The sequence below is a fragment of the Curtobacterium pomorum genome, from assembly GCF_044497295.1.
In the GTDB taxonomy this organism is placed as follows: domain Bacteria; phylum Actinomycetota; class Actinomycetes; order Actinomycetales; family Microbacteriaceae; genus Curtobacterium.
On the sequence record NZ_CP172409.1, the window covers coordinates 3,410,554 to 3,423,206 of the forward strand.

Here is a 12,653-nt window from a genome sequence, read left to right on the forward strand (position 1 = left end):
GACGCCGCGGTCACGCAAGTGATAGGTCAGTCGGCCATCGTGAAGTCCTCGAACGAGAAGCCCGGCGACACCAGGCAGCTCAGCAGCACCTCGCCGTCGTTCGGGATCGTCCGCTGCCACACGCCACCGCGCACGAACGCCTGCGCGTCGTTCACCCGGTCGCGACCGGCGTCGGGCCCGAGGGTGATCCGCGCGCCGGGCTCGGGAGCAGCACCGGAGCCGCCGAGTTCGAGCTCGACCGTGTCGGGCCCGTGCCACATCCAGATCTCGTCGCTCGTGACCCGGTGCCAGGCCGAGTCCTCGCCCGGGGGCAGCAGGAAGTGGATCAGGGTGGCGGCGGGGCGGTCCCCCGCGGGCGTCGTCACCGTGGCCGGTGAGGTCCAGGTGCGGACGTACCAACCGCCCTCGGGGTGCGGTTCCATGCCGAGGGCGATGGCGCGCTTCGGCACGTCGAGCCACTCGATCAGTTCGCCGTCGACGGTGCGACGGGCGGCCATGCCGGGGCGGGGTGCGGTCTCGGTCATGATTCCTCCACAGGGATGACAGGGCGGGCAGAGCGGTCGGGCGACGACGTGGGCACGCCGGTCAGCGCTCCGTCGACGGCGCGGACGACCCCGCGGATGACGGTGGCGGCTGCGCGCCCGGCACCGTCCTCGACGAGCTCGGCGAGCGCGTCGGGCACGGTCCGGGCGTCGACGTCGAAGACGGCCAGGTCGGCGCGGGCGCCCACGGCGAGGTGGCCGATGCGGTCCGGTCCGACGGCGAGCCCCATGGCGTGCGCACCGCCGAGCGTCGCCGCCGCCAGGAGCCGCTCGTGCAGGTCGCGGTGCCCGTAGCCCTGGGCGCGGGCGATCCGGTGCAGGGCGGTGACGTCGGCCATCAGGTCGAGGGACGGCGACGACGACAGCGAGTCGGTGCCGATGGCGATCGGGCTGCCCTCGCGCAGGTAGTCGGCGACGGGCGGCGGGTCGAGGCCGATGACGGCGTTCGACCGCGGGCACAGGGCGACGGCGGTGCCACGGGCGCGCAGGAGCGCCCGGTCGGCTGCGGTCATGTAGACGCCGTGCGCGATGTGGCAGTCCGGGCCGAGCACGCCGAGTCGGTCGACGAACGCGGTGGCGCTCGCCCCGAACCCGAGGGCCCGCAGCGCCCGGAACGAGGGCACGTTCGCCAGGTGCCAGTCGTTGCCGTGGCCGACGCCGTCGACACCGTCGAGTCCGGGGACGGGTCCGAGGGCGACGCGCTCCCCCTCGAAGGCCGCTTCGCCGAGGTGCAGGTGCAGTCGGAGTCCGCGCTGCCGGACGATGTCGGGGAGTTCGAGCAGGGGCGCGACCTCGAGCGAGTAGGGCGCGTGCGGTGACAGGCCGGCCCCGGGGGTGGTCGGGATCCGTGCGAGCTCGTCGAGCACCTGGTCGCGGCCGTGCGACTGCCAGGCGTCGTTCTCCCAGTCCATCACCTCCCAGTAGGCGATGCCGCCGAGGCCGGCGTCCTCGAGCGCGGTGGACGCCTCGATGTCGGTGACGATGTCCGCGATGCTCGTGACGCCGGCGCGGATCGACGCCGCTGCGCCCGCAGCGGCTTCGGCCCGCCAGTCGTGCGGCTCGGCGTAGTCCTGGTTGAACGCGGCCGCCCAGTCCTCGAAACCGCTGTACTGGCCACGGCCGACACTGGCCATGCCGGTGTACTGCAGGTGCGAGTGCGCGTTGATGAGCCCCGGCAGGAGGGCTCCGCGCCACTGCCGTTCGGTGAACGTCGTGCCGGAACCGGCGAGCTGGTCGACGACCCAGGACCGGTCGCCGACGTGCAGGATGCGGCCGTCCTGCACGGCGACCGCGCCGTCCGCGATCGGGGGCGCGGTCATCGGCACGACGACGCGTGCCGAGTGCACGACGACCGGGTGGTCGGCACGCGGGTGCGTGGCGCTCGGGTGCAGGTCGCTCGGGGGCGCAGCGCTCATGCGGGGTCTCCGAAACGGCGCGTCCGGACGTCCGGCTCGCGGTCCGCCGGGTGTTCGGCAAGGCGGACGGGAGGAACGGGGTGCGCTCCGAAGGCGGCGAGCGCCACACGGGCGGTCGCGTCGTCGACCGCGGGGTCGATGGGCACGACGGCTCGCTCCAGTTCGTCGCCGCGCTCGAGCAGCATGCGGACGGCCCCGAGCTGCGCGGCGAAGGACAGGTCCATGATCTCGATCGGGTTGCCCTCTGCCGCGGTGATGTTGATGCACCCGCCGCGGTCGAGCACGATGGGCCCGCCGTCGGCGTCGGGGAACACGAGGCGCTCGGCCTTCGGGCCCACTTGCTGTCGGGTGGCACCGGCCGCCATCGCGTCGGCCAGTGCGACCTCGTGGTCGACCCCGCCCGCGACGGCGACGACCGCCCCGTCCGCGCACGATCGCAGCACCCGCAGGTCGATGGTGTCGGCGACCCCGGTGGCGCTCAGCACGAGGTGGGCGTCCTGCACGGCCTCGGCGAGCGGCGCGACGGCGTGGCCGGCGAACAGCGCCTGCAGGGCGCGCACGGGATCCGTCTCGGCGACCGTGACCCGGAACCCGAGGGCGGACAGCACCAGCGCGACCCCTTCGCCGACGTGCCCGAACCCGGCGACGACCGCCGCGCCTCCCGACTTGACTCGGTGCGTGCCGGACGCGAGCCCGTCGACCAGGTCGAGCACCGCGAACACCGTCGACTGCCCGGTGCCGTACCGGTTGTCGAAGTACGTCTTGGTGCGGGCGTCGTTGACGGCGACCACGGGGATGCCGAGCTCGCCCCGCGACGCCATCACGCGCAGGGGTCGGAGGCCGCTCGTGGTCTCTTCCGCCGCGCCGAGCATCGTCGGCAGCAGGTCCGGTCGTTCCTGGTGGGCGAGCCGGATGACGTGCGAACCGTCGTCGAGCAGGATGTGCGGTCGGGTGTCGAGCATCGCGAGGGCGAGCGCCTTCTGCTCCGGCAGTGAGGCGGTGCTGCTCGCGTACACCGTCAGACCCGATGCCCGGAGCGACGCGGCCACGGCGTCGTCGGTCTCGTCGGCGTGCGCGTAGACGACGACCTCTGCCCCGGCGTCGCGCAGCAACAGGCTCAGCACCGCCGTCTTCGGCTCGAGGAACATCGCGACGCCGATGCGGGTGCCACGGAGCAGTCCGCCGTCGCGGAGTTCCGCGGCGACCGCACGCGAGACGGGCATGGAGCGTCGTGCCCAGCGCAGGCGGGCGTCGGCGGCCGGGTCGTCCTCGGGGTCGCGACCGGTGGAGACCATGAAGACGTCGTCGGAGAGCATCGGGACGCCGAGCACCCCTGGGCGTGCGGTGACGACGGGACCGAAGGCGTCCTCATCGACGGCGGGCAGGTGCCGGCCGGCGTCGATCACGATGAGCGTGGCGCCACGGGGCCGGTCGGCCTCGCGCTCGATGACGGGGGTGGAGTCCTCGGGGGAACCGAGGCACCACAGCTGGTCGATCGGTTCGTGCTCCGCGGCCGGGCGTGCGCCGAGTCCGGTGAGCAGCTCGTGCAGCGCCGCGGCGTCGCGGGGGTCGCCACCGACGATGCGGAACCGGCGAGCCGCCACGAGCAGGTTCGTCACCGCGGCGAAGCGTCGGACGGCCGCCGACGCCCAGGATCGCGTCTCGGGGTCGGGTCCTGGCGGCATGCGTCAATCGTAGGGAATGCGCGGGGGCCCGCCGACGTACTCTCTGGGCATGAGCGATGCAACCACGACCGAAGCGTTCGACAAGGTGACGATGTTCGGCGCGGACTGGTGCCGCGACTGCCGCCGGTCGAAGGCGCTGCTCGACACCCTCGGTGTCGACTACGAGTACGTCGACGTCGAGCAGGACCTGTCGGCGGCCGACCGGGCCGAGGCGATCAGCGGGCGGAAGAACATCCCCGTCGTGGTGCTGCCGAACGGCAAGCACTTCGTCGAGCCGTCCGACGCCGAGCTGCGCGCCGAGCTCGAGGCCTCCGGCGCCGTCTGAGCTGCGGGCGGCTCGGCCGAGATCTGTCGCTTCCGCGAAAGCGACAGTGTGCCGCCGAACATCGGCGGCAGACTGTCGCGCTGGCGGCACCGACCGTGCGACGGGACGATATCTGTCGCTTTCGCAGGATGCTCTGGGATCAACCCGGCCGGGAGGCACGGTGCGCGCCCGACGCGCGCCGCGCCTCCCGGCCGGGGTCGTGTCCCGAGCCCGCGTGTCCGTGTCGAGCCCGGCTGGCGCTGGCGCTGGCGCTTCCGCGAAAGCGACAGTGTGCCGCCGAACATCGGCGGCAGACTGTCGCTCTTGCGGACCGGACCGGCTGATGACGCCAACTTCTGTCGCTTTCGCGCCGAGCACACCACGCACGGGCGGACATCGGATGAATGGGGCATCATGAGCGCGTGATCATCGACGCTCACCACCACCTCTGGAACCCTGCCGACCGGCCGTACCCCTGGATGGACGACTCCGTCGCCCCGATCCGGCGGCGGTTCGACGTGGACGACCTCCGCGCGGCGACGCAGGGCACCGGCGTGACGCGGACGATCGTCGTGCAGGCCGTGCACGACCCCGGCGAGACCGCCTCGCTGCTCGAGCAACCCGGACCCGTCGCAGGCGTCGTCGGCTGGGTGGACCTGACCGCGCCGGACGTTACCGACCGGATCGCCGCCGTTCGAGCACTTCCCGGCGGCGAGCGCCTGGTGGGCATCCGGCACCAGGCGCAGGACGAACCCGACGCGGACTGGCTCGCCCGCCCCGACGTCGTCCGCGGGGTCCACGCACTCGCCGCCGCCGGCCTGGTGTTCGACGTCCTCGTCCGTGCGCGCGAGCACGCCGCCGCACTGACCCTGATCGATGCCGTCCCCGAGGCGTCGTTCGTCCTGGACCACGCGGGCAAGCCGTCGATCGACACCGGTGATCCGGCCTGGCGGGGACGGATGACCGACTTCGCAGCGCGCCCGAACGTCACGTGCAAGGTCTCCGGTCTGCTCACCGAGGCCGGCCCGGACTGGCGCGACCGCCCGGTCGACCGGTACGTCTGCGGGGTCGTCGAGCAGTTCGGTCCCGAACGGTCGATGTTCGGCTCGGACTGGCCGGTGTCGACCCTGGCGACCGGGTACGCCGACGTCGTGCAGCGGGCGACGGCGGCACTCGCCGACCTGTCGACGACCGAGCACGAAGCCGTCCTCAGCGGTACCGCGGAACGCGTCTACCTTGTCCGGGGCCGCACTCAGACATAGGATGTCTTCGGCTGCACTGGCGCAGCCGGAGAGCGAGGAACGATGCAGTTCGCACGACTCGGCCCGGCGGGGAGCGAGATCCCCGTGGCCATCGACACCGACGGCGAGGTCTTCGACCTCCGCTCCATCACCAGTGACGTCAACGGGGCCTTCCTGGCCTCGGACCCGGTCGGCCGCGTCGCCCACGCGCGCAGCGCCGGCGACCTGCCGAGCATCGACCGAGCTCGCGCCGACGGCATGCGGCGCGGTGCACCGATCGCCCGGCCCGGCAAGGTCGTCTGCATCGGCCTGAACTACCGCGACCACGCTGCCGAGACCGGCGCCGACCTCCCCACGGAACCGATCGTGTTCATGAAGGACCCGATGACGGTGATCGGCCCCGACGACGAGGTCCTGATCCCCCGGAACAGCACGAAGACCGACTGGGAGATCGAGCTCGCGATCGTCATCGGCCGCACCGCCCGCTACTGCGAGTCCGATGCAGCGGCCGAGGCGTCGATCGCCGGCTACGCCATCGCGAACGACGTGTCCGAGCGCGAGTTCCAACTGGAACGCGGCGGGCAGTGGGACAAGGGGAAGTCCTGCGAGACCTTCAACCCGCTCGGCCCGTGGCTGGTGACGCCCGGGTCGCTCGACGCCGCCGGCCTCGACCCCGCGGCACTCGCGCTCCGGCTGACCGTCAACGGCGAGGTCCGGCAGGACGGCACCACCGCCGACATGATCTTCCGGCCTGTGGAGATCGTCCGGTACCTGTCGCAGTTCATGGTGCTGTACCCAGGCGACGTCATCAGCACGGGCACCCCGGCGGGGGTGGCACTGGCCGGTCACGCGCCCTACCTGCAGCCCGGCGACGTCGTCGAGCTCACCGCCGACGGGCTCGGCTCGCAGCGCCAGACGGTCGGGGCAGCCTGATGGCAAACCCAACCGGCAGCCACGACGGCGTCCGGGCGATCGTCACCGGGGGCGCGTCCGGCATCGGCGCCGCGATCGCCGTCGCACTGCGGGACCGCGGGACCGCGGTCGCCGTCCTCGACCTCCAGCCGTCCACCGCCGAGGGGTTCGTCTCCGTCACGTGCGACGTCAGCGACGACGCCTCCGTCCGCACGGCCGTCGCCACCGCCGTCGAGCAGCTCGGCGGCCTCGACGTCCTGGTGAACAACGCCGGCATCGGCGCGCAGGGCACGGTCGAGGACAACCCCGACGACGAGTGGCGCCGCGTGTACGAGGTCAACGTCCTCGGTGCCGTCCGGCTGTCGCGGGCCGCGCTCCCCCACCTGCGGGCGTCGGGCAACGCGAGCATCGTGAACACCTGCTCCATCGCCGCGACCGCGGGGCTGCCCCAGCGGGCGCTCTACTCGGCGACGAAGGGTGCGATCGCCGCCCTGACCCGCGCCATGGCAGCCGACCACATCCGCGAGGGCATCCGCGTCAACGCCGTGAACCCGGGGACCGCCGACACCCCGTGGGTCGCGCGGTTGCTGTCGACCGCAGGTGACCCGGCCGCGGAGCGCGCTGCCCTCGAGGCCCGGCAGCCGCACGGTCGGCTCGTGCAGGCGGAGGAGGTCGCCGAGGCGGTCGCGTACCTGACGAGCCCGCTCGCCCGGTCGACGACGGGCGTCGACCTGGCGGTCGACGGCGGGATGCAGGCCCTCCGGCTGCGGCCCGCCTGATGGTCGGCCCGTGACGACCGGGAGGCCCGGCTATCGTCGACCTGTCCGCTCGCGTCCGCGAGCGGGCCGGGATCAGGAGGTGGTGACGTGGCGTCGCTGACCGACGATGCGATCGCACGCATCCAGCAGATGATCGTGAGCGGTGAGCTCCAACCCGGGCAGCGCCTCCCGCCCGAGAAGGAACTGAGCGAGTCACTCGGCCTGTCGCGGAACAGTCTGCGCGAGGCGGTGAAGGCCCTCGAGCTCATCCGCGTGCTCGACGTCCGGCGCGGCGACGGCACCTACGTGACCTCGCTCGAACCGGGCGTCCTGCTCGAGGCCGTGTCGTTCGTCGTCGACATGCACCACGACCGATCCCTCGTCGACCTGCTCGAGGTCCGACGCATCCTCGAGCCCGCGTCCGCCGTCCTGGCGACCGCGCGGGCCTCGGAGCAGCAGATCGACGAGCTCGCGACCCTGATGCAGTCCGTCGGCGAGGACACCGGCGTCGAGGACCTGGTGGCCCACGACCTGCTGTTCCACTCGACCATCGCGGGCATCGGCGGCAACCAGTACCTGTCCGGGCTGCTCGACGCCCTGTCGAGCAAGACCGTGCGGGTGCGGGTCTGGCGTGGCCTGACGCAGAACGGCTCCGTGCAGCGCACCCTCGACGAGCACGCCGCCATCGTGGACGCCATCCGACGCCGGGATCCGCAGCTCGTGCAGGCGCTCGTGGTGTCGCACGTCGAGGGTGTCGAGCGCTGGTTGCGGCGCTCCCTCGACTGAAACCGAGAACGCGTGCAGGTGGGTGGGTGTTGCGTTGGTCGTCGGCCCTGACTCCGGCAACCATGCCGCGGCAACCGCACCCACGAGGAGGAAACCGTGCTCGGTCTCATCATCAGCTTGATCATCGTCGGACTCATCGCCGGCGCCATCGCCCGGCTCGTCGTCCCCGGCAAGCAGAACATCTCGATCCCCATGACCATCCTGCTGGGCATCATCGGCTCGTTCGTGGGCGGGTTCCTCGGGTTCCTGATCTTCCAGCACGACCCGATGGACGGCTTCTTCCAGCCCGCCGGCATCATCGGTTCGATCATCGGCGCCATCATCGTGCTGATCATCTACATCCGCTTCTCGGGTCGCAGCGCCAAGACCCGCTAGGCACCAGCGCCCCCGCCGGAACCAGGTTCCGGACACAGCACCGCGGAAACGCCTGGTGCGGTGTCCGGAACCTGGTTTCGTTTCGGCAGGGACGTCAGTCGTGCAGCAGGCCGGCCGCGCGCAGGTCCTCCCACAGGGCCTCCGGCACCACGGCCGCAGCGCGCTCGACGTTCGAGCGCACCTGCTCGGCCGACTGCACGCCGAGCGCGATCGCGGCGACCGAGGCCGCTCGGCGCGGGAAGGCCAGCGCAGCCTCGGGCAACGTGACCCCGTGCTGCTCGCACACGTCGGCGATCGCGTTCGCCCGCGCGACGAGTGCCCCCGGTGCCGTGGCGTAGTCGTACGTCGCTGTGGCGTCCGGCCGGTCCCGCCCGAGCAGCCCCGAGTTGTAGACCCCGACCGCGACGACCGCGACGCCGAGTGAGGCGCACCGGGCGACGAGCGCCGCCGCGGGCTGTTCCAGGAGCGTGTACCGCCCCGAGAGCATGACGACGTCGCAGAGGCCGGTGGACACCGCGGCGTCGAGGGCCTCGAACGAGTTCGACCCGACCCCGACGGCGCGGACCACACCGTCGTCGCGCAGCTCGGCGAGCGTCGGCAGCGCCTGCGTCAGGCCGTCCTCGAGCGAGTACACGTCGGGGTCGTGCAGGTACGCGACGTCGACGTGGTCGAGTCCGAGCCGGCCGAGCGACTCGTCCAACGACCGCCGCACGCCGGACGGCGACGGGTCCCACTGCCGCACGGTGTCGTTCGGCACCGCGAACCCGCCGGACGCCAGGTCGTCCCCGTCGCCGCGACCGGGCACGAGCAGCCGCCCGACCTTCGTCGACACCAGGAACGAGTCACGCGGGCGGTCGGCGAGCGCCGCCCCGAGCCGTCGTTCGGACAGCCCGAGGCCGTAGTGCGGCGCGGTGTCGAAGCCACGCACGCCGGCGTCCCACGCGGCGTCGACCGTGGCGCGGGCGTCGTCGTCGGCCACCGTGCGCAACAGGTTGCCGATGCCGGCGCCGCCGAACCAGAACGGTCCCCGGTCGAGGTCGAGGTCGAGCTCCGTCATGCGTCCACCTGGTCGGCGAGCGACCAGACCCGCGGGACGCCGTCGTCGTTCCCCGAGTAGTCGTCGTCGGCCTCGAGCAAGGGGTTGATCGTCTCCTGCCACGCGGCGTTGACCGGGTCGTCGGCGAGCGCCCGACGCATCGCGCGGTAGTCCTCGACCTCGATGAGGTGGACCAGGTCCAGCCCGTCGCGCCACACCGTCCAGTCGTGCACGCCGGCCTCGCGCAGTCGGGTCGCGAGCGCGGGCGGGACCGAGGCGTGCACGGCGTCGTACGCGGCCTCGTTCCCCGCCCGCAGTCGGGTCCTCGACAGGATGCGCTGCATCAGTCGCGCAGGAACAGTTCGACCACCGGCACGGCGACGTCCGGCCGCACGATCGGCAGCGTGAGCGTCAGTGTCCCGGCCGGCTGCCCGCCGAGCCCGGTGTTCTGCGCGCGGGTCCCCGGCGGGATCTCGCGGAAGTGCAGCTCCGACGCGTCGTTCAACAGCTGCGCGTACGCCACCTTGCCGGCCAGGTCGGGCAGGTGCACGTGCTCGAACGGCCACGCGAACAGGTGCAGGTACAGGCGGTTGCCGTTCTGCGTGTACACGGTGTTGCGCGGCGCGACGAAGGACGACGGCCCGGCGCCGTAGACGGACCGGGCGTGCTGGTGCATCCACGTGCCGATGCCGTCGAGGGTCTGGCGGGAGACCCCGTCGAACTCGCCCCGGCCGGTGGGGCCGATGTTGAGCAGCATGTTCCCGTTGTTCGAGACGCCGTCGACGAGCATGCGGACGAGCAGGTCGACCGGCTTGAGGTTCACGTTGTCGCGGTCGTAGCCCCACGAACCGTTGAGTGTCTGGCAGGCCTCCCACGGCACCGGAGCACCGTCGACCTCCATCGGCTTGTCCGGCTGGTACTGCTCCGGGGTGACCAGGTCGCCGGGGATGTCGAGCCGGTCGTTCACGATGATGCCGGGCTGCAGGCGCTTCGTCAGGGCCATGAGCTCCTCGGAGCCCCAGTCGTCCCGACCCTTGCCGCCCCAGATGTCCTCGTGGTCGTTGTCCCGGTACGAGAAGTCGTAGAACAGGTAGTCGACCTGCCCGTAGTCGGTGAGCAGCTCCTCGACCTGACCGTGCAGGTACTCCCGGTAGCGCGACATGTCGCGGCCCTGGTCGAACGCCTCGATCTCCTCGGGCGAGTCGTCGCGCCGGGGGTGCACGCCGTCCACGGTGAAGTCGGGGTGGTGCCAGTCGATGAGCGAGTGGTAGAAACCGACCCGCAGCCCCTCGGCCCGGACGGCGTCGACGAACTCGCGCACGATGTCGCGGCCGAACGGGGTGTTCGTGGACTTGTAGTCGGTGAGCTTGCTGTCCCAGAGGCAGAAGCCCTCGTGGTGCTTCGTGGTGAGCACGACGTACTTCATGCCGGCTTCGCGAGCACGGCGGGCCCAGTCGGCGGCGTCGAACAGGTCGGGGTCGAAGTGGTCGAAGTACTTCTGGTAGTCGGCGTCGGTGATCCGTTCGCGGTTCTTCACCCACTCGTGCCGTGCCGGCAGGGCGTAGAGCCCCCAGTGGATGAACATGCCGAACCGGTCGTGGGTGAACCACGCGGGGAACCCGGCGGCGTCGGTCGCGGTCTGCGGCTCTGCAGGTGCGGTGATGGTCATGAGGCCAGTGTTCCTTTCAGAGGGGGGAGGGGTGTCACCGGCCGCCGAGGCCGCTGGTGACGATGCCCTTGACGAGGTGCTTCTGCAGCAGGACGAGCAGGATCACGGTGGGCAGCATCGAGATCACCGACGCCGCCATCACGAGGTTCCACTCGGAGCCCTGCTGCCCGAAGAACTGCTGCAGGCCGAGCGGGATGGTGCCCCGGGCCTCGACGTCGTTGACGATGACGAGCGGCCAGAGGAACGAGTTCCAGTACGAGATGAACGAGAACACCGCGAGGACGGCCATCGTCGGCCGGGCGAGCGGGAGCATGACCGAGAAGAAGGTCCGGATGGCACCGGCACCGTCGACGCGGGCGGCGTCGTCGAGTTCCTGCGGCACGGTCAGGAAGAACTGCCGCACCAGGAACGCGCCGAGGGCCGTGAACGCCCACGGGATGATGAGCGCCTGGAACGTGTCGACCCAGCCGAAGCCCTGCATCATCACGTACATCGGGATGACGAGGACGTCCTGCGGGATCATCAGCGTCGCGAGGAACAGGACAAAGACCGTGTTCCGTCCGCGCCACCGCAGCCGTGAGAACGCGTACCCGGACAGCACCGCGACGGCGACGTTGATCGCGGTGCCGGCGGCGGCGACGAAGATCCCGTTGAGGATGAAGCGGGCGAAGGGCAGGTACGTGAACGCCTGCGCGTAGTTGCCCCACTCGATCGAGGAACCCCACAGGGTCGGCGGCGTCGTGAACACGTCCGCCGAGGGCTTCAGGCTCGTCGCCACCATGTAGATGAGCGGCGAGACGAACAGCAGGGCCACCAGGCAGAGCAGCACGTAGCCGACGGCGTGCCGCACCCGGCCGGACTGGCGGTGCGTGCGGGGCAGCGCCCGCGGGTTGATCGTCCGGTTGGACGAGGTCAGTTCAGTCATAGTGCACCCACCGCTTCTGTCCGAGGAACTGGATGGCCGTGATGCCGAGGATGATGACGAACAGCACCCAGGCGCCGGCCGATGCCAGTCCGAGCTGCTGCGTCTGGAACCCCGTGTTGTAGATGTACTGCACGAGGGTCTCGGTCGAGGTGCCCGGTCCGCCCTTCGTCAGCACGAACGGTTGGACGAACACCTGGAACGACGTGATCAGGGTCATCATCGTGGCGAAGAAGATGGACGGCGAGATGAGCGGGAACTTGATCCGCCAGAACATCTGCCAGGCGTTGGCGCCGTCGAGCTGTGCCGCTTCGAGTTGGTTCTCGGGCACCGAGTCGAGTGCCGCCGAGAAGATCAGCATGTTGTAGCCGAAGCCCTGCCAGACGCTCATCGCGACGACGGCGAGCATGGCCCAGTTGTCGTCGGCGAGGAAGTTCGGTGCGTTCACGCCGACGGTCGACTGCAGGGTCGCGTCGATGGCGCCACCGGGCTGGTAGAGCATCCGCCAGACGACGACGTTCGCGACGATCGGCGTGATGGTCGGGATGAAGAACAGCACCCGGAACACGTGGCGGTGCCGGATCTTCGGCGTCAACCACGCGGCGAGGCCGAGCGAGACCACGAGGTTGAGCGGCACGTAGAGCACGACGAACAGCACCGTGTTGAGCGTGACCGTCCGGAAGATCGGGTCGGAGAACAGCTGCGTGTAGTTCGACAGCCCGGCCCACGACCGTTCGCCGAGCATCGGCCAGTTCATGAAGCTCACGACGAGCGACGCGAGGATCGGGAACGCCGTGAACACGACGAGTCCGATCGAGTGCGGTGCGGCGAAGGCGGCGCCCCACCACGAGCGGCGGCCGAGTTCGGCGTCGGCGCCGCCGGTCTTCCGGCGGGGTGTGCCGCCGGTCGCGACCGCGACCGGCGGAGCGGCGACCGCCGCTTCGGCGGGTGGGTCCTGGATGGTGGTCATGCGACGACCTCCTCGTCGTTCGCGCGGTCCTGCACTTC

Annotated in this window: 14 protein-coding genes; 6 read left to right on the top strand and 8 right to left on the bottom strand. The window is 71.3% G+C overall.

Going from position 1 to position 12,653, the window contains the following annotated elements:
• Nucleotides 1-26 precede the first annotated feature (26 nt).
• From ACGH48_RS16305 to ACGH48_RS16315, 3 genes are read right to left on the bottom strand one after another with little or no spacing between them, the layout of a single operon-like run.
• Nucleotides 27-524, bottom strand: a complete 498-nt coding sequence (locus tag ACGH48_RS16305) for a cupin domain-containing protein (protein WP_396289344.1) — start codon at nt 522-524, stop codon at nt 27-29.
• Nucleotides 521-1,957, bottom strand: coding sequence for an amidohydrolase family protein (locus tag ACGH48_RS16310; RefSeq protein ID WP_396289345.1), 1,437 nt, complete (start codon nt 1,955-1,957; stop codon nt 521-523). The genes ACGH48_RS16305 and ACGH48_RS16310 overlap by 4 nt, the downstream gene beginning before the upstream one ends.
• Nucleotides 1,954-3,642, bottom strand: coding sequence for an adenosylhomocysteinase (locus ACGH48_RS16315; protein ID WP_396289346.1), 1,689 nt, complete (start codon nt 3,640-3,642; stop codon nt 1,954-1,956). Before ACGH48_RS16315 ends, ACGH48_RS16310 begins: the two co-directional genes overlap by 4 nt.
• 49 nt (nt 3,643-3,691) lie before the next feature.
• On the opposite strand from ACGH48_RS16315, the gene ACGH48_RS16320 reads away from it, so the two are divergent.
• The 6 genes from ACGH48_RS16320 to ACGH48_RS16345 all read left to right on the top strand — a co-directional run bounded on the left by ACGH48_RS16320 (nt 3,692) and on the right by ACGH48_RS16345 (nt 8,018).
• The gene (locus tag ACGH48_RS16320) at nt 3,692-3,967 is read left to right on the top strand and encodes a glutaredoxin domain-containing protein (RefSeq protein ID WP_123312083.1); all 276 of its coding nucleotides are present in this window, start codon (nt 3,692-3,694) and stop codon (nt 3,965-3,967) included.
• 401 nt (nt 3,968-4,368) lie between these two features.
• Complete coding sequence (locus tag ACGH48_RS16325) at nt 4,369-5,208, top strand: amidohydrolase family protein (RefSeq protein WP_396289347.1); 840 nt, start codon at nt 4,369-4,371, stop codon at nt 5,206-5,208.
• Between the two features lie 42 nt (nt 5,209-5,250).
• Nucleotides 5,251-6,120, top strand: a complete 870-nt coding sequence (locus ACGH48_RS16330) for a fumarylacetoacetate hydrolase family protein (protein WP_396289348.1) — start codon at nt 5,251-5,253, stop codon at nt 6,118-6,120.
• Nucleotides 6,120-6,878, top strand: coding sequence for an SDR family NAD(P)-dependent oxidoreductase (locus tag ACGH48_RS16335; RefSeq protein WP_396289350.1), 759 nt, complete (start codon nt 6,120-6,122; stop codon nt 6,876-6,878). The genes ACGH48_RS16330 and ACGH48_RS16335 overlap by 1 nt, the downstream gene beginning before the upstream one ends.
• An 87-nt stretch (nt 6,879-6,965) precedes the next feature.
• The gene (locus ACGH48_RS16340; RefSeq protein ID WP_111086323.1) at nt 6,966-7,643 is read left to right on the top strand and encodes a FadR/GntR family transcriptional regulator; all 678 of its coding nucleotides are present in this window, start codon (nt 6,966-6,968) and stop codon (nt 7,641-7,643) included.
• Between the two features lie 96 nt (nt 7,644-7,739).
• Nucleotides 7,740-8,018: a GlsB/YeaQ/YmgE family stress response membrane protein gene (locus ACGH48_RS16345; protein ID WP_123312075.1), complete on the top strand. Its 279-nt coding sequence runs from the start codon at nt 7,740-7,742 to the stop codon at nt 8,016-8,018.
• 94 nt (nt 8,019-8,112) lie between these two features.
• On the opposite strand, the gene ACGH48_RS16350 is transcribed toward ACGH48_RS16345, so the two are convergent.
• The 5 genes from ACGH48_RS16350 to ACGH48_RS16370 are packed head-to-tail and all read right to left on the bottom strand — an operon-like array spanning nt 8,113 to nt 12,615.
• On the bottom strand, nt 8,113-9,075 hold the full coding sequence (locus ACGH48_RS16350; protein WP_396289351.1) for an aldo/keto reductase: 963 nt from the start codon (nt 9,073-9,075) through the stop codon (nt 8,113-8,115).
• A complete protein-coding gene (locus ACGH48_RS16355; protein WP_396289353.1) occupies nt 9,072-9,398 on the bottom strand; it encodes an L-rhamnose mutarotase in 327 nt (108 codons plus the stop codon). The genes ACGH48_RS16350 and ACGH48_RS16355 overlap by 4 nt, the downstream gene beginning before the upstream one ends.
• A complete protein-coding gene (locus ACGH48_RS16360; protein WP_123312069.1) occupies nt 9,398-10,723 on the bottom strand; it encodes an alpha-L-fucosidase in 1,326 nt (441 codons plus the stop codon). The genes ACGH48_RS16355 and ACGH48_RS16360 overlap by 1 nt, the downstream gene beginning before the upstream one ends.
• Before the next feature lie 34 nt (nt 10,724-10,757).
• The gene (locus tag ACGH48_RS16365; RefSeq protein ID WP_123312067.1) at nt 10,758-11,648 is read right to left on the bottom strand and encodes a carbohydrate ABC transporter permease; all 891 of its coding nucleotides are present in this window, start codon (nt 11,646-11,648) and stop codon (nt 10,758-10,760) included.
• Nucleotides 11,641-12,615 (bottom strand): carbohydrate ABC transporter permease, encoded by a 975-nt coding sequence (locus tag ACGH48_RS16370; protein WP_123312065.1) that lies wholly within the window; start codon nt 12,613-12,615, stop codon nt 11,641-11,643. The genes ACGH48_RS16365 and ACGH48_RS16370 overlap by 8 nt, the downstream gene beginning before the upstream one ends.
• Nucleotides 12,616-12,653 lie beyond the last annotated feature (38 nt).